This window comes from Streptococcus halitosis (assembly GCF_003143695.2).
In the GTDB taxonomy this organism is placed as follows: Bacteria; Bacillota; Bacilli; order Lactobacillales; family Streptococcaceae; genus Streptococcus; species Streptococcus halitosis.
The window spans coordinates 108,917-130,763 of sequence record NZ_QEMY02000001.1; the positions used below are offsets into that span (position 1 = coordinate 108,917).

A 21,847-nucleotide genomic window follows, 5' to 3' on the forward strand; every position below is an offset into this window, starting at 1 on the left:
CCATTCAGCTCCAATTTTGTTCTTAAAATGTTTGGCGTTTGGCTTTACGCTCGGCACGGCCACGAGCACGATTTTCAGCACGCTTGGTTTTGCGACGTTTTTCATCCACCGCCCATTGAATCTTCTTCTTATAGCCTGGCTTGACTTTTTTCTTTTTCTTTTTAACCAATCCAATCATTTCAATATCAAGCTTATCCTGCTTCTTTTCACGATTAGCACGACGATCACGGTCATAGGTGTCTTGAAACTCTCCATCTTTGACCATCTTAGGAGTAAACTTGATCCCTAATTTCTCCAACTCACGGATATCCGAGTCATCACTAGGCTGGTAAAGGGTAATAGCTGTACCAGGCAGACCGTTGCGCCCAGTCCGTCCAACTCGGTGAACAAAGAAGGACAAGTCTTGCGGAATGGCGTCATTGATAACATGGCTGACACCTTCAATGTCAATTCCACGCGCTGCCAAGTCCGTTGCGACAATGTACTCAAAATCCAGATTTTTCACCTGATTCATGATCCGCTTGCGTTCACGAGGGGCAATATCTCCATGAATCTTTGCTACCTTCAATCCTTGGGCAGTCAAGTAGGCATGCAATTCATCAGCACGCGTTTTTGTGTTAACAAAGATCATTGCCAAATAAGGTTGCATCAACTGAGTCAGTTGGTAAATCTGAGCATTCTTATCTCGTCCCTTGGTTGAAATCAACCAGTTATCAATCGTATCAGAGATGACTGTTTTTGTTTTGATTTTCTCCATAACAGGATTTGACAAGTATTTTTTCAAGAACGGTTGCAATTTTTGTGGAATCGTCGCTGAAAAAACCATGAATTGCAAGTCTTTTGGAAGTCTTCCTGCAATCTTATCAACGGTTTCCAAGAATCCCATATCCAAGGTCATATCGGCTTCATCAACTACAAATGTCTTGGCCTTATGAATGGCTAAATCACCAGATTTGACCAAGTCATAGATGCGACCTGGCGTTCCAATAACGATATGTGGTTGGTTGCTGGCAAGTTTTTCAATCTGACGCGCCTTATCCGTACCACCTACATAATTAACCACACGAACTTCGACATCTGAGTGGGCTGCGATTTGACGGGCTGCTTGGTATATTTGAGTGGCCAACTCACGACTTGGTGCAGTAATGACCGCTTGAACACTATCGCTAGTTTCATCTAATTGCTGAAAAATGGGTAGTAAGAAAGTGTGGGTCTTTCCTGAACCTGTTTTTGACTCACCGACCAAGTCACGACCTGCCAAGACAATAGGAATCAACTTTTCCTGAACTTCGGTAGGAGTCGTAAACTTCAACTCCTCCAATGCCTTTTCTATATAGTTTTTAAACTGAAATTTCGTAAATGACATATTATCCTCGATTCTATTCATCTAACCATTATACCATATTTTGAACATTTTCAGTAGTCCAGTTCGAGAATCAAAAAATGAAAGGAAGTAATTCCTTTCATTTTTATTTCCAGTTTAAAATAGCATTCAAACCATAGTGGTCACTGACTTGTGGACTATTTTTTCCATCAAAAACTACATGCAAACTTTCTACTTCTAAGTCTTTTGTCGTAAAGACATAGTCGATTCGTAGCGGCTCGGTATTGCCTTTCCAGCCATCAATTTCTGGTGGAACGGTATAGCTACCACTTCTTTCTTTCGCAACTTCAAACGCGTCTTGTAATCCTAATGGACTAGCTAAAATCGCTTGATAGCCTTCCTGACCAGCTGGATTATTAAAATCACCTGCTAAAATCAGAGGTTTGTTCAACTCTTTTAATACAGCCTCAAATCGTGCCCATTCTTCTTGGAAACCTTTATCCCACCAAGAGAGATGGACGCTTGCAAGAGCAAGTTCCTTGCCTTCAACCTCTGTCTCAGCCGAGGCAACACGGCGAGTATGGTAGTCCGTTGGATCATCTACATCTGACACTAAAATTTCACGCGCCTTAATCGGTGTTTTGGATAAGATGGCTACACCTTCATGGTAGCGGTCATAGCCGATATGATTGTAAGCCCAAGTCCAGTAGTAGTTTTTCCCTTTCTCAGCCAATTTTTCAATTAGGAGCCGTACATAGTGATCCTGATGAATGGGTTCTGCTGATGGCAAAGCTTGATAGTGATTGTTAACCTCTACCTCCGGCGAAGTCATTTCTTGATTAATTTCTTGAAAACAGATCAAATCATAATCTTTGTCAAGAATATCTTGGAGCAAGAGCTGGAATTTTCCCTCTGCTTCTTTTTCCATCCAACTATGAGTATTGAGTGTTAAAAATTTCATGCTTTTCTCCTAAAACAAGAGGTTGGAAAACAGCTTCCAACCTCGAGTATATTACAATTCTACTTTAGCAACTGCTGTTTTAGCTGCAAGAGAACCTGTTTGTTCTAATTTAACTGATTTGATAGCATCACCATTTGTAAAGACAACCACTGTTGATGTTTCACGACCTGCTGCTCGGATAGCATCCAAGTCAGCTGTCACAAGAAGATCACCTGCTGCAACCTTTTGTCCTTCAGAAACGTGAACAGTAAATGGTTTTCCTTCAAGACTTACAGTATCCAAACCAATATGAACAAGTACTTCAAGACCTGATTCAGTAACAAGTCCAAGTGCATGTTTTGTTGGGAAGATACTTGATACAGTACCTGAAACTGGAGATACAATGTTTCCATTTGCTGGTTCTACTGCAAAACCATCACCCATCATTTTTTGAGCAAAGACTGGATCTTTCACTTGTTCCAAGGCAATAACTTGACCGTCAGCTACTGAGTAAACTTCCTCAGTTACACCTTTAAAATGTACAGTATTTTTTTGAGCTTCTGTCATTTGACTTGGAAGAGTTTCAGGAATTACTTCACCTGAGTCAAGGATATCTTGGATATCAGATTTCAATACGTCAGCTTTTGGTCCGTAGATAGCTTGGACACCTTGTCCTTTCATGACAAGACCCATAGCGCCTTCTGCTTTCCATTGTTCCTCAGTACCAACACGATCTGCATCCTTAACAGTTACACGAAGACGAGTCATACATGCATCTACATCTACGATGTTTGCACGACCACCAAGAAGGTTAATGATATTTACAGCTTGAGAAGCTGCTGCAACTTTTGTTTCTCCTGGAGCTGCATCTTCTGATGCTCCTTCAGCAGTTTCATAGTTTCCGTTACGTCCTGGAGTGGCATAGTTGAATTTTTGAATCATGAAGTTGGCAATGAAGTACATGATGACTGCAAAGAGGACAGTTACCCAGATAAAGTTAATGACATCCATACCAAGACCAGCATTGATAGCTAGTGGAGTACGAGTCAAGAATTCGATTGAACCGAATGAGTGCACACGAAGGTGAACAATATCAGCCATAGCAAAGGCAGCACCTTGAACTACTGAATAAACAAGGTAAAGAGGTGTTGCGATGAACATAAACATATACTCGATAGGTTCAGTAACACCTGTCAAGAATGTTGCAAGGGCTGTCGCAATCATCATACCCTTGTATTGGTGTTTCTTATCAGCATCAACATTACGGTAGATAGCAACGATGACACCCATCAAGATACCAAATGAACCAATCATTTGTCCAACTTTGAAACGAGCTGGGTGAACAGTATCTAACAAGTGTTGGTATTGACTAGCATCAGTACCTTTAAGGTTTACAAGGTCTGTTACCCATGCAAGCCATAGTGGGTCTTGACCGAATACTTGAGTACCTTTAGCTGCACCAGTTAAAATGTCATAAGTACCACCAAGAGCTGTATAGTTCATTGGGATAGTCAACATGTGGTGAAGACCAAATGGCAAGAGCAAACGTTCCAAAGTACCATACAAGAATGGTGCAAGAACAGGTGCTGTTTCTTGTGAATTGGCAATCCAGATACCAAAGTTGTTGATACCTGTTTGAACAACTGGCCAGAAAGCTGCAAGTACAATTGCTGCAATAGCTGAACGAAGGATGACAACGAATGGTACGAAGCGTTTCCCATTGAAGAATGAAAGCGCATCAGGAAGTTTACGGTAGTTGTAGTATTTGTTAAAGGCGGTTGCCCCTACAAAACCAGAGATAATCCCTACAAAAACACCCATGTTCAATGCTGGTGCTTCAAGAACACTGATGAAGTAATCAGAAACTTTGATTGAGCCTCCAAAGAGGGTAGTGACCATAGCCTCAGGGTTTTTCAGCATATCACTTGTAACTCCAAAGATAGTACCAGTGATACGGTTGATTAAGATAAAGGCAAGTCCTGCTGCAAATGCACCGCCTGCACGTTCTTTAGCCCAGCTACCACCGATAGCAAGAGCAAACAAAATATGAAGGTTACCGATAACTCCCCAACCGATTTGCTCAAGAATTCCACCTGTAATAACAAGTGGGGCAAGATTTGGGTCAATCAATGCAAGCGACTTACCGATTGAAATCATCAATCCAGCCGCTGGCATAACAGCGATAACCACCATCAATGCCTTACCGAATTTTTGCCAAAATTCGAAAGACAAGACATTTTTGAATGTATCTTTCATCATTCAAATCTCCTTTATATTTTTTAGGCAAACGTTTTACGAAAACGTTTGCACTTATTTATAATTCAATTATACCACTTTATTTTTTTTTGTAAAGGCTTTTATAAAAAAATTGTCTACTTTTTTTTAGTTTTTAGAAGAAAAAAGAGAAGTTTACGAAAACTTCTCTTTTAAAAATGTATCATTTTTCTGATTTGTTCTGCAATTTGCATTTATATCCAATTAGATTTTCAAGAATCGACGCATCGAAATTCCTGAACCAATTGAACCAATGAAAATTCCGATTACAAATAGTAGAACTGTCATCAAAGGGACAAACACATCTGGCGTAATCATTGATAAGTTTTGACCTACCAAGGATTTATTGACCGATTGATAAACGATATTGTAAACAAAGAATACAAGAACTGAGGGAATCGCTGCGCCAAGCAAGCCAATAAAAGCACCTTCTAGCAAGAATGGGCCACGGATATAACCATTTCTCGCTCCAACAAGACGCATGATCTGAATCTCACGACTACGTGAAATAATGGTAATACGGATGGTATTGGAAATGAGGAAGACTGCAATAAAAATCAAGAGCCCTGCAATAACCAATCCCCAAACACGGATAAAGGAAGCTAGTTCAAAAAGCCGTTGAGTGTTGGCTCCACCATCTTGAACCTCTGATACTCCCTCAATTTTCTTCGCTTCTTCAGCTACTGTTTTAACATCACTTGGAGAATTTGTATCGACGATATAGGCATCATAGAGAGGATTTGCATCCCCTTCAAAGACCTTCCAATCGTCACCCATTGTTTCCGTCAGTTTCTCGTATTGTTCTTCTTTACTTGAGAAGGTAACACTTTTTACAGCAGGCATCGCCTTCAAAGCATCATAGACCTTGTGGTAGTCATTATTGGTAACTGTCTGACCTTCTTTTTCAATCGTTTCACTGTTATCTGCTACATCCTTACGAATGTAGACCATAACACGAACGTTGTTTTCAATATCGGTAGCCAGTTTTGCTGTATTAAAAATTACAGATGCAAACAGGGCAACGAGTGTTAAGGTAATCATAACCGAACTCACTGCTGCTACTGTCATCCAGCCATTTCGTTTTAAACTTTTTAATGATTCAAATAAATGGCGAAAAAATCTACTAATCATCGTATCCATATTCTCCTTTAGCTTCGTCACGAACGACACGGCCGTTTTCAATGGCAATGACACGGTGGCGCAAGGTATTTACGATTTGGCTGTTGTGGGTCGCCATCAAAACAGTTGTACCTTGAAGATTGATGCGTTCCAACAGATTCATAATTTCCCACGAATTATCTGGGTCCAAGTTTCCTGTTGGTTCATCAGCAATCAATACTTTAGGATTGTTGACAATCGCACGGGCAATCGCAATCCGTTGCTGTTCTCCACCTGAGAGTTCATTCGGGAAAGAACGAACCTTGTGTTTTAAACCTACTAGGTCCAATACTTCCATAACACGTTTTTTGATGTTACGGCGATTCTCTCCGATAACTTCCATTGCGTAGGCAATATTCTCATAAACCGTTTTCTTAGGCAAGAGTTTGTAATCTTGAAAGACAACCCCGACACTACGACGTAGAAGCGGGATATCTTTCTTCTTGATTTTAACTAGATTAAAGCCTGCAACTGATAGGCTTCCTTTTTCGATCTTTACTTCTCGGTATAAAGCTCGAATAAAGGTTGACTTACCTGCCCCAGAAGGTCCTACGATATAGGCAAACTCTCCTGGTTCAATGGTGACAGAGACACCACGCAGGGCAGTCGTTCCATTGTCATACTTTTTGACAACATCTCTCATTTCAATGATTGACATATGAGTTCCTTTCTTTCTTAGCTAATTCGCCACTTGAGGTAGGCATCGATGAAACCATCAAGGTCTCCATCCATGACCTTATCTACTTGGGAAACTTCAAAGCTTGTACGGTGATCTTTTACCATAGTATAAGGTGTGAAGACATAAGAACGAATCTGACTTCCCCATGTAATTTCTTTTTTCTCACCTTTGAGGGAATCAACTTCCGCAGCTTTCTTTTCTTGCTCCATCTGATAGAGTTTAGCCTGCAACATCTTCATGGCACGATCTCTATTTCCATACTGGGTACGATCGACCGTTGATTGGACGACAGTTCCTGTAGGAATGTGTGTCAAACGCACACCTGTTGAAACTTTATTGACGTTTTGTCCACCAGCACCACCTGAACGGAAGGTATCCATTTTGATATCATCTTCACGAATTTCCACTTCGATAGTATCATCCAGCTCAGGCATAACCTCTACGGATGTAAATGAAGTATGGCGACGTTTGGCAGAGTCAAATGGTGAAATACGGACCAAACGGTGAACACCCATTTCTGATTTAAGTAGTCCGTATGCATTGGGACCTTCAAAAGACAAGGTCACAGACTTGATACCCGCTTCATCACCAGCCTGGTAATCCAAGACTTCTACTTTAAAGCCTTTGGCATTTCCATAACGAGTGTACATGCGGAGCAACATATCGCCCCAGTCCTGAGCCTCAGTACCACCAGATCCTGGATGGATTTCCAAGACGGCATTATTATGGTCATAAGGTTCTGACAAGAGAAGGGTCATCTCGTAGTTGGTCATCATCTTATCCAACTCGGTTAGCTGCTCGACCAGTTCATCATGGACTGACTCGTCTTCTGCTAAAAAGTCCAATAAAATCTCAACTTCATCCTGCAACTCTTCCATTTTACGGAAGGTGTTGTAGGTGTTTTTTAATTCATTTAATTCTTGCGACGTTTTTTGGGCCGCGATATTATCGTTCCAAAAATCAGGTTCTGTCATCTTGTTCTCCAAGATGGCAATCTCTTCCTCTAAGCCTTCGAGGTCAAAGAGACCCCCTGAAAGAAGCTAATTTTTCACGATTTGCGTCAATTTTTTGACGAATTTCTGAAATGTCCATAGATACTCCTTTTCATATCGTTTTATTATACCATAATCTCTTATTTCTTTCCATATTTTGCTTTTCATCGCTTTTGTGGCAGAAGAAAAGAGGCCCGAAAGCCTCTGGTTTAAAGGACTTTGGCAGAGGTCTGAGTGATTTCCTCCACTTGAATTCCTTCTTTTTCAAACTTTTCCTTTAATGCAGTCAAATCGATTTTTCCATCAATTTGAACTTCGATGACGACCTTGCCATCCTTACGTGGAATGTTTACAGTATGGGAAATATTTAAATCCTCTTCTACAATTAAAGCTACAATTTTCCCCAGTACTCCGACTTCATTTTCTGTAATGAAACGAACCCGAATCCCCTCTTCTCCGTATCCGGCGATTTCCAAGAAAGCCTGAAAAACATCGCGGTCTGTAATGACGCCGTAGACCTGATGATTGTCTACGACTGGTAAGATCCCTATTTTATTTTTCAGCATCAGGTAGGTCGCATCCTCTAGACTAGCATAGCCAGAAACAGTCACGACATCTCGAATCATTACATCTTTTACTTTGGTTTTATTTAGAAGATAATTCATCTCATAGATAGAGAGACTGGTTGCTTTAGATGGGCTGGCTTCCGCGATGGTTCCTTCTGTTACCAATCCGACTAATTGATCATTTTCGATAACAGGTAAACGGTGCAAACCTTGCTCGCGCATCAAATCTGCTGCGTGTGCCACAGTTGTATCTGGACTGATATAAACTACCTTACGGGTCATGAAATCTTTAACTGCCATGGGACTTCTCCTTCTATATTGCTACTTTTATTATACACTTTCTTAGAAAATCTATCAAACGCTTTCATCTCTTTTTCAAGATTTTGAACAATCTGAGAAATTTGCATAAAATGCCAGTGTAAGTTAAAAGGGAACCGAAGTCCCCTCTCTTCTTAAATCGTAACAGTGTCTCGATCTTTTATCATATAACGTTTCAGTGGGCTAAGACTAGCTAGCCAGTATAGTAGTCCACCGAATAGCGCAGTAAATCCGCTACCCGTTGTGATTAAAAAGATTGGACTTTGAATTTGTGCAGTTACAGGGTTGTAGACAAATAGTACCGCTACCAATAAGGAGATAAATACGCAAGACAAGCCAACTAAGTTAAATCCTTTAGTAAATTCGTAGGCGTTATGCCCTTCAAGGAAATAGGCTGAACGCAAGTCGAGTTTTCGTTTTCTTAAGATAAAATAGTCGACAACAATCATACCAATAATTGGCCCCTGAATATAGGCGGCTAGGGAGATGAAGGATCCGAAATACTCTTCTACTCCTCCCCAGATAGTGAGTAGACTCACGTAAACCATGGCAATCCAAACCATTAGTTTATAGCTTACTTTGGGCATCCCACTTTTAACAATCATACAGTTCACGTACGATCCTGTCCCCTGGGTTCCAATATTGGCAAAGGCTACTAATAGTAGACTTAAGAGAGCAAAGGCTGGGGTGCTTAGAGTTGATAGCATGGTTGTTGGATCACTTTCATAAACACCTGTTTTGACAAACATGGCTAGAGCCATGACTCCACCTGTCGCAACGAAGAATGGAGCCACAACTCCGTATGATAAGGCTGTAGCCCAATAACCGCTGCGTTCTGATTTTGCTAAACGCGGTAAAACCAATGCTTGTGTAGACCAAGAAAAGGCAAAGGCAACATTTCCTTCTCCAGAAAGCATGAAGCGTTCTAATGGCGTCAAATCTCCTTGAGTGGCTGGTTGGATATTCATAATATCAGTTATAGGAACGGCGACAAAGCAGATTCCAACGATAATGAGACCGACAATCAACAAGGCGATAACCAAGAAGCGATTGGTCCATTTAATCACTTCTGGACCTCCAAGAGCAATGAGAGTCCCAAGGAGAACACAGAGGGTACCAAGAATTGGCGCCCATATTCCCTTGTCCAAACCAAGACCAAAGTTATTTGCCAAATGGATCATGGAACTAGCAAAAAGATTGGCCGCAACGGCATACCAGCCAAAGTTATCCAAGCTAATAATAGTTGATAACAGGGCTACACCTCTTTTTCCTAGAACAGCTCTCAACCAGATCCACAAATCAATTCCATATTTAACCGCAAACAAAATAGGGAGACATTCAATAAAGACCCAGATAATGTTAAAGCTAAAAATATTTATCAACATTTGATTAAAGGTCAAATATTGAGCTACATAAGCCCCTTGGGTATAACACCAAGTAGCAATGGCAAAACCACTTGTCGATAGAAAGAGATCCCAGAAAGAATACTGACGATCCTTATTGGTCATGGGAACAATTCCGGTTATGGTTTCTTGTTGGATATAGTCATTCATTTTAGACATGTTATTGAATTCCTCCCGTCATTGCTAAGATAATCAAAACAAGGTTGATTAGGACTATGGAGATGATTAAAATGAAATCACTTTTTAGAAAGGGTTGAACAAACTCATAGTTTGGCGACTCCATTTCTTCCAATCTTCTCTTTGTTTCAGTTGCTACTAAATCTTCAATTTCGGATGTCGTTTTCATCTCAGTTCTCCTCCAAATACAAATCAAGGGCCAGTTGTCCATATTGTTTGGTATAGCGATACCAGATGTAGAGGAACTCACCGACTGGTTTTCCGACACTCTCCTGTAACAAAGCCCACAAGAACCAATAATATGAAGTCACTGCTACATAAGCCAAATAGTGACGTTTGGTTTTCTTATCTGGTACTTCTTGTAGATACAGTTCCAGTACTTTTTCAGCATCCTCTACAGTATAATTGGAACACGCGATAAAGGTGCTCAAATCTCCTGCTGGCTCTCCCATTCCAGAATATTCCCAATCAATCAAGCTCATTTCGCCTGCTTCATTCAACAAGAAATTAGGACTATAGGAATCTCCATGACAAAGGACAACCTGTTTCGGATCATTCTGTAAATAATTTTTGAGAATTGAAACAGTTTCATCCAATTCCTCGAGGCCATCAAATTCAAATCGATTTCTAGCCTTCAATTTTTCTTTAAAATCATCAATTCCCTCAAATTGGTCAAAGGAATGTTCCGTTCTTTCTCCAGATTGGTGTAACCGTCTCAAGAGGTCCATTGCTTGTGCCACATCATCCCAATTATCATAATCCAGTTGCTTAGCATTGGGAATAAATTCTGAAATTTTCCAGCCCTCATCCTTGTTCATAGCTACGAAGGTACGGTCAATCTTTAATTTTGCAGCAATTTCCATAGAAGCTGCTTCACTAGCTCGGTCGATATAATTTTCCGTTCCCCTGCCCGGATGACGGTAAACATATCTTTTTCCTAGACAATCAAATGAAAATGATGTGTTGGTTAACCCATCTTTTAGAGGTTTGATATTGACAATATCTGAAGCCACACACTTTAATGTCTTACAGATATTATCAATAATGGCCGAATCTGCATTTACCAAATAACGTTCATCAAATTGACGGAGTTCATCTAGTGAATCAAATTCTTTAACAATATCCGCTGAATAGTGACGAGCTTCTAAAAGGAGTTCCTTGACATGCCGACTATAATAATCCTCCCAAAGCTGTTCCCGATAAGGTTCGTGCTTAAACTCGGTTTCTAAAATTTCCTTAAATTTCTCGCTAAATGCACGGTCAAAATAAACGTGCCCCACCATAGCCCAAGTATTTTCTCCACCAATCTGGATATCAACGATAGTGTGATTTGAATTCTCTATAGCACAATATTCGTCCGTTTGACCTTCTACAAAAATCGTCGAGTAGTAACCTCTATAAATATATTGCTCAAACGGATTTTCCACAAAATAATTATCTGATGAACAAATATAAGTGTTGGAAAGTTTATCTTTAACCAACATAAGAGACGAACAGTTATTGTATTTGTAGTAATCATTATTCACTACAATTTTCACACCAAACTTCTCTGCAAGATAGAACATTTTTTCTTGAAGATAGCCTACGATAATGGTTATATCTTCTATTCCTGCTTCTTGCAGCTGTCTGATTTCCCTCTCTATCAAGCGTTCCCCCTTGACTTGAAGCAATCCTTTTGGAATCTCATAAGACAAAGGAGCAAAACGACTACTCATGCCAGCAGCCATTATAATAGCATTTTCTACTCGATAGGGTTCTAAAACTTTCTGACCTAGTTCTGTTAAGTGAAGCTCCTCATCAAGCCACTTCTCTTCTTTCAGTTTTTTCAATAGTGTGTTAACTGTCCCTACAGATAGACCTAACTCTTCAGCTAACTGTCTCTGAGTAAAGGTCTTTTCTTTATGTATCAACATAAACTGCAAAAGTTTAAATTGTTTTTCTGTCACCATTCATTAGTCCTCCTGTTCAATTTCCACTTATCCATATTATAATATGAACAAAAATGACTGCCAATTCAAACACGAAATCATCTAGTTAAAATTAAGGCACCATTTCATCTATTTCCAAAATCCAACTATAAACGAAAAAGCTCCTAAGTTGGAGCTCCAGAACATTTTATCATCTGATGATTAGGAAAGTAAGCCCCTGTTATAGGATGATTGTTTGGCCATCTTCATCTAACGATTGAAATGCCCCCGGGTCTATAGGGAAATTGCTTTCGCAACTCTCATCCACAACCTAAACTAGTCTTCCAGACTAGTTTAGCCACCTAGATATGCTTTTCTGACTTCTTCTGATGAGGCGAGTTCTTTTCCTGTTCCTGATAGGACAATCTTTCCTGTTTCAAGTACATAACCACGATCAGAGATAGCGAGGGCCCTGTTAGCGTTCTGTTCAATCAAAAGGACGGTTGTTCCTTGCTTCTGAATATCTTGAATGATATCAAAAATTTCTTGGATAAAGATTGGGGCAAGTCCCATTGACGGTTCATCCAAGAGAAGGAGCTTAGGTGTAGACATGAGCGCCCGTCCCATAGCCAACATCTGCTGTTCACCGCCTGAAAGAGTTGCCGCATCTTGATTTTTACGTTCTTCCAGACGAGGGAAACGTGAAAAGACTTTTTTCAAGTTGGCTTGATTTTCTTCACGATCTTTCTTTAAAAAGGCTCCCATTTCTAAGTTTTCCATAACAGTCAAACCTGGAAAAACATGGCGTCCTTCAGGGACTTGTGAAAGGCCACCTGCCACAATTTTTTGCGCTGGTAACTTTTGAATTTCTTTTCCTAAAAACTGAATTTTACCAGCACTTGGGCGAACCAAACCTGAAAGGGTACGAAGAATGGTTGTTTTACCAGCACCATTGGCGCCGATAAGGGAAACAACTTCTCCTTCATTAACCTCGAAACTCACATCACGAACTGCTTGGATCATACCGTAATGTACAGAGAGGTTTTCAACTTTTAACATAGGCATTAAGCTTCACCTCCTAGATAAGCTTCGATTACGCGTTTGTTGTTCTTGATTTCGTCTGGAGTTCCTTGAGCAATCAAGCGACCATACTCAAGCACATAGATACGCTCAGTGACTTCCATAACCAAATTCATGTCGTGTTCGATGAGCATGATGGTAATTTTAAATTCGTCTTTGATACGACGGATCAATTCTGTCAATTCAGCTGTTTCTTGTGGATTCATACCAGCTGCAGGTTCGTCCAAAAAGAGAATTTTAGGTTCAGTTGCCAGAGCACGAACGATTTCTAATCGACGTTGTTGGCCATAGGCCAGATTCTTAGCAAGAGTATCTGCGTCGCCATCCAAATCAAAAATCTTCAGCAAATCCAAAGCTTTGCTTTTTAATTCTTCCTCATTCTTATAAAAAGCTGGTAGGCGTAGAAAGCTCGCAAGGACATGTTGCTTATGATGATTACTAAATGCAATCAAAACATTTTCCAAAACTGTCAAGTCCTTGAACAAACGAATATTTTGGAAAGTACGACTGAGTCCCAGCGAAGCAATCTTATAGGGAGTTTTCCCATTTAGGAGGTGACCATCTAATGTGACAGTACCTTCGCTTGGTTCATAAACACCGGTCAAGAGATTAAAAAGGGTTGTTTTACCAGCCCCGTTTGGTCCAATCAGACCAACCAATTCTCCCTCGTTCAATTCAAGAGTGACATCTCCAACAGCTGTTAGACCGCCAAAATGTTTGGTTAACTGTTTAACTTCAAGTAATGCCATTAGTTTTGTCCATCCTTCTTAGATTTTTTAAAGAAACGTGATAGACTCAATTCCCATGTTCCAAGAAGTCCACCTGGTCTGAAAATCATCACCAATACAAGAGCTAAAGCATATATGATCATACGTACGCTAGCCACATCTTGAAGGAGCATATTTAAAATTCCCAAAACAATCGCAGAAACAATTGTACCAGTAATAGACCCAAGTCCACCAAATACTACGATAATCAACACATTGATAGAATTAATAAAGGTGTAATCTTTTGGTACAACAGATCCGATAAAACCAGCCTGAAGTGAACCAGCAATACTTGCTGTAATGGCACCAAAGACAAAAGCGATTATTTTGATCTTTGTGGTATTTACCCCAACGGACTCCGCAGCAATCTCATCCTCACGAACAGATAGAGTAGAGCGTCCAATCGGACTACGTAAGAAGTTGAGGGTTGCAATAGTTGTGATAATCACAAAAAGGTAAACCATTTGCCAAGTTGTGAAGTTAGGGATACCCAAGATACCAGCAGCACCGTTGGTCAAACTTCCACCATTAATGATAAAGATACGAATGATTTCTGAAACACCTAGTGTCGCGACGGCCAGATAGTCCCCCTTCAAACGTAGAGTTGGAATTCCAACGAGCAAAGCTACTGCACCAGAAATCAAGGCCCCCAAGACCATTGCTCCAAAGAAAGCACCATAGGTTGGTGATTTTGAGCCAATAATCGCTGCTGCATAAGCCCCAATCGCCATAAAACCAGCATGTCCAAGTGAGAATTGTCCTGAAAAACCAACAATTAAGTTCAAACCTACTGCAAGGATGATATTAATCCCAATTTGTTCTAAAATTTGGACATGGAATAGATTGAGAACACCAGCAGAAACTAGTACACTAATCAATCCATAACCCGCTAATAGAAGGAATAACCAGAGAATATTTACTTTAAGATTTGTCTTCATTGTTTACACCTTCTCTTTCACATTCTTACCAAGGATACCTGCAGGGCGGACAATCAAAATTAACAACAAGATTCCATAAACAATGGCATCACGGAAGTCTGACATCCCAAAGGCTGTCGCAAAGGTTTCCAATAGACCAATTACAAAGCCACCAAGAGCCGCACCAGGAATAATCCCGATACCACCGAGTACAGCTGCAACGAATGATTTTAGACCTGGAGTCACACCCATCAAAGGGTCAAGGGAGTTGTAGTAAAGGGCAATGAGGACACCTGCTGCACCAGCAAGAGCTGAACCCAAAGCAAAGGTAAAGCTGATTGTACGATTTACATTAATTCCCATCAATTGAGCTGCATCGCTATCTACGGATACCGCACGCATGGCTTTCCCCATTTTTGTTTTTTGGACGATCAATTGCAATAGAACCATTAACAATATAGAAACTGCTAAAATCATCAATTGAACATTTGTCAAGCTAATTGGCCCAAAATCATAGCGAACTGTTTGAATGACTTGAGGAAAGGCGCGAGTATTGGCACCTACTAGATAAACCATTCCGTATTCTAGTAAGAAGGACACTCCGATGGCAGTAATCAATACGGCAATACGTGTAGAGTGTCGCAAAGGACGGTAGGCAAGAAATTCAATTACAACACCAAGTAGTGCGGTTCCTGCCATTGAAATAATCAAAGCTAAAAAGAAATCCATTTGGAAGGAATTAATCAAAAAGTAACCAATAAAGGCACCTATCATATAAATATCACCGTGGGCGAAGTTGATGAGTTTGATAATTCCATAAACCATGGTATAACCCAGAGCCAAAAGTGCATAAACACTACCCAGAATTAAACCATTCACAAGCTGTTGGAGCATAGCATTCACTCTTTTCTATTGTTATTTTTTAGAAAATTTTCATCATTTTCACAAGTTCATAAACACCGAAACAGGGAGTGAGTCAACGGCTCATTCCCTATTTCAACTACTATTCTAATGTCATGGTTTTACAACTTCTGCTGCTTCTACTTTACCATTGTTCATGGTCATCATGTAAGCAGTTTTCACTGTATTGTGGTCAGCATCAAAGCTCGTTTGACCAGTTACACCATCAAAATCTTTTGTTTTAGCAAGGTTATCCTTGATTTCACCTGAGTTTTTAGCACCTTTTGCAGCATTGGCTACTAGGTAAACTGAGTCATAAGCCAAGGCTGAGAAGGTTGAAGGTTCTTCATTGTATTTAGCACGATATGCCTCAAGGAAGGCTTTAGCTTTTTCAGAAACATCAACTGTAGTTGAGAATCCTGAGATGAAGTAAATGTTTGATGCTTTTTCAGCTGTTGCTTGTTGAACAAATTCTTCACCGTTAAATCCATCACCACCAACGATTGGTTTATCAATTCCCATACCACGAGCTTGGTTTACAATTTTACCTGCTTCTGTGTAGTAACCTGGAACAACGATAGCGTCAAAGTCTTTCCCTTTCATTTTAGTAAGGGCTGCTTGAAAGTCTGTATCACCTGCTACAAACGTTTCATCTGCTACAATCTCACCCTTGTAGGCTTCACGGAAAGATTTAGCAATACCTTTAGCATAGTCACTAGCATTGTCAGTATAAAGAACAACCTTCTTAGCATTCAACTTGTTTGTTACATAGTTAGAAATAATCTTCCCTTGGAAGCTATCTTGGAATGTTCCGATAAATAGGTAATCTTGACCTTTTGTCAATCCATCTTGAGTAGCACTTGGTGAGATCAATGGCACTCCAGCTTTGGTAGCGTTAGCTACAGCTGCGGCAGTTGCACCAGATGTTGCAGGTCCTACAATAGCTGCTACTTTTGATTGGGTTACAAGGTTCGTTGTAACAGAAGCTGCTTCAGCAGTTTCTGACTTGTTGTCTTTGTCTACAACTTCGATTTGTTTTCCATCGATACCACCTGCTGCATTGATTTCATCAACGGCAAGTTGAGCTCCTTTTTGTTCAGATGTTCCGTAGGCTGCTACGGCACCTGTTTCTTCAAAGTTAAATCCGATTTTAATTGTCTTTTCATCGACTGAGTTACCAGCAGCGTTTGAGGCTCCTGATTTGACCTCTCCACAAGCGGCGAGAAGGGCTACGCTAGCAAGGGCCACAAAAGATAGGGCAAATTTTTTCTTCATTTTTTATCTCCTTATAATATTGTTCCAAAATAGTATGTTAAGAATATACCGAATTATCAGAAAATTGTCAACCTTTTTATTCACTTTTTTAAATGATAACGTTTTCTTCGTTTCGATAGAGATTGCCAACGAAGGGAGTTTCTAACTCTTGAATGTGACACCGTCTAATTTTCTTGATAAATCTTTCCTTACCTAATCTCTCTACTAAGTCATCTAACTCCTCAGTTGGAACATAGAGCTGCAAGTAACGATGCTTCTTAGAATGGTAACAGATGTCACCGTATTCCTGAAGTTTCTTTGCATCCCGATTATAGTAAAGATAGATGATTAATCCTGATCGATTGACCTTTTCAAACATGATAAATCCTCTTTCTAAGAAATCTTCTCCTATTATATCAAAAAAAGCAAACCCCGTCGAGTTTGCTTTTTAGCTTGGTTAGCTCAAAGAATTATTGACCATGATTTCATCAATAAAACCATACTCAAGTGTTTCTTGGGCGCTCATCCAGTAATCACGTTCTGCGTCTACATGAATTTGCTCAACTGTTTTACCAGAGTTATCTGCAAGAATTTGCTCCAAAGTCTTACGAGTTTTAAGCAAGTGCTCTGCAGCGATTGCCATATCTGTCTGTTGGGTACCACCACCTGTACCACCCATTGGTTGGTGAATCATGTACTCTGCATTTGGAAGCATGAAACGTTTGCCTTTTGCGCCACTTGATGCAATGACAGTCCCCATGGATGCAGCCATCCCCATAACGATTGTTTGGACATCCGCCTTGATAAAGTTCATTGTATCAACGATTGCCAAACCAGCTGAAACAGAGCCCCCAGGTGTATTGACATAAAGGTAAATATCTTTTGTGCTGTCTTGGGCATCCAAGAAGAGTAATTGGGCGATAACGGAGTTGGCCATGTTGTCTTCAACTGGACCTGTTAGCATGATGATGCGGTCTTTCAGAAGACGAGAGTAAATATCATAGGAACGTTCTCCACGGCTTGTTTGTTCAATAACTACAGGAATCATTCATTTCTCCTTTTAATGTTGAATTTTCTTAGTCTTACGACTCAATACAGAACTATTATATCTTTTTGGTCAAAAAAGGTCAAATTTTTGCTCTATTCTCTAAACAGAAACAAAAACTCAACCTCCTTTCAAGTCAAAAACGAACTTCTAGTTTCAATATTTAATTTGGAATTTTATTTAGTACCAAACAAGCGGTCTCCAGCATCTCCTAGACCTGGAACAATATAACCGTGTTCGTTCAAGCGTTCATCCAAGGCCGCAGTAAAAATTTCTACATCTGGGTGTGCTTCTTGAAGGGCTTTCACTCCTTCTGGAGCAGATACTAGGCAGACAAACTTGATATTTGAAGCACCACGTTTTTTAAGGGAATCTACTGCCAAGATTGCTGAGCCACCTGTTGCCAACATTGGATCAACGACAAAGATTTGACGTTGGTCAATATCTTCAGGCAATTTCACCAAATATTCAACTGGTTGAAGGGTTTCTTCATCACGGTACATACCGATATGACCAACTTTGGCTGCTGGAACCAAGCTCAAGAGGCCATCTACCATCCCGATACCTGCACGCAAGATTGGGACAATAGCCAATTTTTTCCCAGCCAATTGTTTTTGAACTGTCTTTGTGATAGGTGTTTCGATTTCCACGTCTTCAAGTGGAAGATCACGAAGTACTTCATATCCCATCAACATCGCAATCTCATCTACTAGCTCACGAAAAGCTTTTGTAGAAGTATCTGTACGTCGCAAGATTGACAATTTGTGTTGAATGAGTGGATGATTAATGACTTCAATTTTTCCCATTTTCTGAGTTCCTTCTTTCAATTTATTCTTCTTATTATATCAAAAAACGGTTTAAAAAGCTTTCTAAACCATTTATTTTTATTAATTTTTAAATCAAATCTGCCTCTTGAAGAGCTGTCTGAACAGTCTCTAATGGTAAATGGGTCAACTCGGTGCCTTTTTCTTGATAAAGGTACTGGGCATAGTCATCCATTCGGTACTGGTTGATATAAACCACGCGCTTGCAACCAACTTGAAGCAGTTGTTTGGTGCAGTTCAGACAAGGGAAATGGGTCACATAGGCTGTAAATCCTCTGGGAACCCCTCGCTCAGCCCCTTGGAGAATAGCATTAACCTCGGCGTGAAGGGTTCGAACACAGTGACCTTCAATGACCAGACATTCGTGGTCAATACAGTGCTCCGTTCCTGATACGGAACCATTATAGCCAGTTGAAATGACTTTATTGTCTTTGACTAAGACAGCTCCCACCTTGGCACGTTTGCAGGTCGAACGATTGGCAATCAGTAAAGCCTGGGCTGCAAAGTACTCATCCCAAGCCAGTCTTTTTTCTGTCATAAGTCTTCTCCTTATCCCCTATTTTTTGAAAAATGGCAAGCGTAAATCTGCAATCTTTTCAGCTGGAACCTTCATGCCATCCTTGATCCATTTGAGCAGAACCGATACGATGGCAGAACTCCAAAAGGAATGAAGGTAGCTACTAACGCCTTTTGATTTTCCGTGATATTTTTCTAGAAATTCCTGCATGGCTTGGACAAAAATCTTTTCCAAATGGTAGTCCAGAGCAAGTTGAATAACCTTGGCTTCTTTCTTGGCTGCGCGGAAAAGGTGTACCCAGACTAGATAAAGATCGGTTTTGACATCGTAGTGGCTCAACTGTTCCATAATATTATGGACACTGCGTTTAAAAACACTTTCCAAAATCTCTTCTTTGGAGTCATAGTTACGATAGAAGGCAGCACGAGAGACGCCCGCCCGTTTGACCAGCTCCGAAATACTGATCTTGGCCAAGTCTTTTTTCTCTAGAAGTTGCAAAAGAGCCGTCTCGATTGCTTCTCTGGTTAAAAAATTGGATTCTTGATTTGATTTTCTGAGATTTTCAAGAGATTTTTCAGATATTTTACGTTCAGACATAACAATTTCTTTCTACTTGTGACAACAGAGAGGTGGTACTTTTGTTTCAAGGGCTTTCATGATATAATTGTAAAAAAAGACAGAACCTTTGTCAATGTATAAGTGACAAAGATGGAGAATTTCTATGACTTGGAAGATTGTAGCTGACTCTGGTTGTGATTATCGTCAACTGGCAACTCCTGCTATTGATACGGAATTTGTTAGTGTTCCTTTAACCATTCAAGTAGCTGATCAGGTCTTTATCGATGATGCCAATCTTAACATTGACCACATGATGGAAACAATGTATGCGACTTCTGAGGCTTCAAAATCAGCTTGTCCTAGCCCTGATGATTACTTGCGTGCATTTGAAGGTGCTAAGCATATCTTTGTCGTTACTATCACTGGTACTCTTTCAGGTAGCCATAATAGTGCACAACTCGCTAAGAATATCCACCTTGAAGAACATCCTGACACTCAGATTCATGTGATCGATACATTGTCTGCAGGTGGTGAGGTTGACTTGATTGTCGATAAAATCAATAGTTTGATTGATCAAGGACTTTCTTATGAGGAAATTGTTAAAGCTATTACAGCCTACCAAGAAAAAACGAAGTTGCTCTTTGTCCTCGCTAAGGTCGATAACTTGGTAAAAAATGGCCGTTTGAGTAAGCTTATCGGTACAGTTGTTGGCCTTCTCAACATCCGTATGGTTGGGGAAGCAAGTGAAACTGGAACCCTAGAACTACTCCAAAAAGCGCGTGGACCAAAAAAATCCCTTCAAGCAGCCTATGAAGAACTCATCAAGGCTGGCTACGCTGGTGGTCGAATTGTCATGGCTCATCGCAGTAATGAAAAATTCTGTCAGCAATTGTCAGAACGCTTGCTAGAAACCTTCCCGCAAGCGGATATCAAAATCATCCCGACGTCTGGTCTCTGCAGTTTCTATGCAGAAGATGGCGGTTTGTTGATGGGATATGAAATTAACTAAGATTATGAGCAACAAGAGATGCCAAGCATCTCTTGTTTTTTGTGGTACAATAGAGCTATGAAACATTTTGATACTATTGTCATCGGTGGTGGACCTGCTGGCATGATGGCTACAATTTCCAGTAGCTTTTATGGTCAAAAAACTCTTCTCATCGAAAAAAATCGAAAACTTGGCAAAAAATTAGCTGGAACGGGCGGTGGTCGTTGTAATGTGACCAACAATGGTAGCTTGGACGACCTACTAGCTGGCATCCCGGGAAATGGGCGTTTTCTTTACAGTGTCTTCTCCCAGTTTGATAACCATGATATCATCAACTTTTTTACGGAAAATGGTGTTAAACTCAAGGTCGAAGACCATGGACGCGTCTTTCCTGCTAGTGACAAGTCTCGGACTATTATCGAGGCGCTAGAAAAGAAAATCACTGAACTCGGTGGTCAAGTTGCTACTCAAACGGAGATTGTTTCGGTTAAAAAGATAGACGACCAGTTTGTCCTCAAGTCCGCAGACCAAACCTTCACTTGTGATAAACTCATTGTCACAACAGGTGGTAAGTCTTATCCTTCGACTGGTTCTACTGGTTTTGGCCACGAGATTGCCCGTCATTTTAAACACTCCATTACTGAGCTTGAAGCTGCTGAGAGCCCATTGTTGACTGATTTTCCACACAAAGCGCTTCAGGGGATTTCACTAGATGATGTGACCTTGAGCTATGGCAAGCATGTCATCACTCACGATCTGCTCTTTACCCACTTTGGTTTGTCGGGTCCTGCTGCTCTGCGTATGTCTAGCTTTGTCAAGGGTGGAGAGGTTCTCTCGCTCGATGTTTTGCCTCAACTTTCTGAGAGCGACTTGGTGGCATTTCTAGAAGAAAATCGGGAAAAATCCTTGAAAAATGCTTTAAAAACTTTACTTCCAGAACGCTTGGCAGAATTTCTTGTGCAAGGCTATCCTGAAAAAGTCAAACAGCTGACTGAAAAAGAACGAGACCAACTTATCCAGTCTATCAAGTCCCTCAAAATCCCTGTGACTGGCAAAATGTCATTGGCTAAGTCCTTTGTCACCAAAGGAGGCGTCAGTCTTAAGGAAATCAACCCTAAAACCCTGGAAAGCAAGCTCGTTCCTGGCCTCCACTTTGCTGGCGAGGTACTAGATATCAATGCCCATACGGGTGGCTTTAACATTACTTCTGCCCTCTGCACCGGATGGGTAGCAGGAAGTCTACATTATGATTAAATATC

General features: G+C 40.5%; 22 protein-coding genes. 2 read left to right on the plus strand and 20 right to left on the minus strand.

Annotated features, from left to right (window positions below; all coding sequences use genetic code 11):
* Positions 1–22 precede the first annotated feature (22 nt).
* From DB729_RS00565 to DB729_RS00670, 20 genes are all read right to left on the minus strand, one after another.
* Positions 23–1,366: a DEAD/DEAH box helicase gene (locus DB729_RS00565; RefSeq protein WP_109289780.1), complete on the minus strand. Its 1,344-nt coding sequence runs from the start codon at positions 1,364–1,366 to the stop codon at positions 23–25.
* 103 nt (positions 1,367–1,469) lie between these two features.
* Positions 1,470–2,285, minus strand: a complete 816-nt coding sequence (locus tag DB729_RS00570) for an endonuclease/exonuclease/phosphatase family protein (protein ID WP_109289779.1) — start codon at positions 2,283–2,285, stop codon at positions 1,470–1,472.
* 51 nt (positions 2,286–2,336) lie between these two features.
* Positions 2,337–4,523 (minus strand): PTS transporter subunit IIBC, encoded by a 2,187-nt coding sequence (locus DB729_RS00575; protein WP_109289778.1) that lies wholly within the window; start codon positions 4,521–4,523, stop codon positions 2,337–2,339.
* Positions 4,524–4,742: 219 nt separating this feature from the next.
* Positions 4,743–5,669 (minus strand): permease-like cell division protein FtsX, encoded by a 927-nt coding sequence (ftsX, locus tag DB729_RS00580; RefSeq protein WP_000625557.1) that lies wholly within the window; start codon positions 5,667–5,669, stop codon positions 4,743–4,745.
* A complete protein-coding gene (ftsE, locus tag DB729_RS00585; protein ID WP_000022271.1) occupies positions 5,662–6,354 on the minus strand; it encodes a cell division ATP-binding protein FtsE in 693 nt (230 codons plus the stop codon). Before ftsE ends, ftsX begins: the two co-directional genes overlap by 8 nt.
* Positions 6,355–6,371: 17 nt before the next feature.
* A protein-coding gene (gene prfB / locus DB729_RS00590; protein ID WP_109289777.1) for a peptide chain release factor 2 occupies positions 6,372–7,467 on the minus strand; the annotation gives its coding sequence in 2 pieces (ribosomal slippage) (positions 6,372–7,394 and positions 7,396–7,467; 1,095 coding nt in all).
* 109 nt (positions 7,468–7,576) lie between these two features.
* Complete coding sequence (locus tag DB729_RS00600; RefSeq protein ID WP_033605910.1) at positions 7,577–8,233, minus strand: CBS domain-containing protein; 657 nt, start codon at positions 8,231–8,233, stop codon at positions 7,577–7,579.
* Positions 8,234–8,385: 152 nt separating this feature from the next.
* Positions 8,386–9,813, minus strand: coding sequence for a cytosine permease (locus DB729_RS00605; RefSeq protein ID WP_109289776.1), 1,428 nt, complete (start codon positions 9,811–9,813; stop codon positions 8,386–8,388).
* 1 nt (position 9,814) lies between these two features.
* Positions 9,815–10,000, minus strand: a complete 186-nt coding sequence (locus DB729_RS00610) for a hypothetical protein (protein WP_000859100.1) — start codon at positions 9,998–10,000, stop codon at positions 9,815–9,817.
* A 1-nt stretch (position 10,001) separates the two neighbouring features.
* Positions 10,002–11,780 carry a phosphotransferase gene (locus DB729_RS00615; protein ID WP_109289775.1) on the minus strand — a complete coding sequence of 593 codons (1,779 nt, stop codon included), beginning with the start codon at positions 11,778–11,780 and terminating at the stop codon, positions 10,002–10,004.
* Positions 11,781–12,092: 312 nt separating this feature from the next.
* The gene (locus DB729_RS00620) at positions 12,093–12,803 is read right to left on the minus strand and encodes an ABC transporter ATP-binding protein (RefSeq protein WP_109289774.1); all 711 of its coding nucleotides are present in this window, start codon (positions 12,801–12,803) and stop codon (positions 12,093–12,095) included.
* Positions 12,803–13,567: an ABC transporter ATP-binding protein gene (locus DB729_RS00625; RefSeq protein WP_001186015.1), complete on the minus strand. Its 765-nt coding sequence runs from the start codon at positions 13,565–13,567 to the stop codon at positions 12,803–12,805. The genes DB729_RS00620 and DB729_RS00625 overlap by 1 nt, the downstream gene beginning before the upstream one ends.
* The gene (locus DB729_RS00630) at positions 13,567–14,523 is read right to left on the minus strand and encodes a branched-chain amino acid ABC transporter permease (RefSeq protein WP_109289773.1); all 957 of its coding nucleotides are present in this window, start codon (positions 14,521–14,523) and stop codon (positions 13,567–13,569) included. The genes DB729_RS00625 and DB729_RS00630 overlap by 1 nt, the downstream gene beginning before the upstream one ends.
* A gap of 3 nt (positions 14,524–14,526) precedes the next feature.
* A complete protein-coding gene (locus tag DB729_RS00635) occupies positions 14,527–15,396 on the minus strand; it encodes a branched-chain amino acid ABC transporter permease (RefSeq protein WP_061588312.1) in 870 nt (289 codons plus the stop codon).
* Between the two features lie 120 nt (positions 15,397–15,516).
* Positions 15,517–16,677, minus strand: a complete 1,161-nt coding sequence (locus DB729_RS00640; protein ID WP_061588313.1) for an ABC transporter substrate-binding protein — start codon at positions 16,675–16,677, stop codon at positions 15,517–15,519.
* An 88-nt stretch (positions 16,678–16,765) separates the two neighbouring features.
* Positions 16,766–17,035 (minus strand): YlbG family protein, encoded by a 270-nt coding sequence (locus tag DB729_RS00645; RefSeq protein WP_000462130.1) that lies wholly within the window; start codon positions 17,033–17,035, stop codon positions 16,766–16,768.
* A 78-nt stretch (positions 17,036–17,113) separates the two neighbouring features.
* The gene (locus DB729_RS00655) at positions 17,114–17,704 is read right to left on the minus strand and encodes an ATP-dependent Clp protease proteolytic subunit (protein WP_109289772.1); all 591 of its coding nucleotides are present in this window, start codon (positions 17,702–17,704) and stop codon (positions 17,114–17,116) included.
* A 173-nt stretch (positions 17,705–17,877) separates the two neighbouring features.
* Positions 17,878–18,507 (minus strand): uracil phosphoribosyltransferase, encoded by a 630-nt coding sequence (gene upp, locus DB729_RS00660; RefSeq protein WP_000515974.1) that lies wholly within the window; start codon positions 18,505–18,507, stop codon positions 17,878–17,880.
* An 88-nt stretch (positions 18,508–18,595) separates the two neighbouring features.
* Positions 18,596–19,063, minus strand: coding sequence for a deoxycytidylate deaminase (locus tag DB729_RS00665; protein WP_000136994.1), 468 nt, complete (start codon positions 19,061–19,063; stop codon positions 18,596–18,598).
* Between the two features lie 18 nt (positions 19,064–19,081).
* Entirely contained in the window at positions 19,082–19,639 is a 558-nt protein-coding gene (locus DB729_RS00670) for a TetR/AcrR family transcriptional regulator (RefSeq protein WP_000003897.1), read from the minus strand.
* Positions 19,640–19,763: 124 nt separating this feature from the next.
* Here DB729_RS00670 and DB729_RS00675 point away from each other — a divergent pair, with 124 nt between their 5' ends.
* Complete coding sequence (locus tag DB729_RS00675) at positions 19,764–20,609, plus strand: DegV family protein (protein WP_071851368.1); 846 nt, start codon at positions 19,764–19,766, stop codon at positions 20,607–20,609.
* 57 nt (positions 20,610–20,666) lie between these two features.
* Entirely contained in the window at positions 20,667–21,842 is a 1,176-nt protein-coding gene (gene aao / locus DB729_RS00680) for an aminoacetone oxidase (protein ID WP_109289771.1), read from the plus strand.
* The last annotated feature ends 5 nt before the right edge of the window (positions 21,843–21,847 follow it).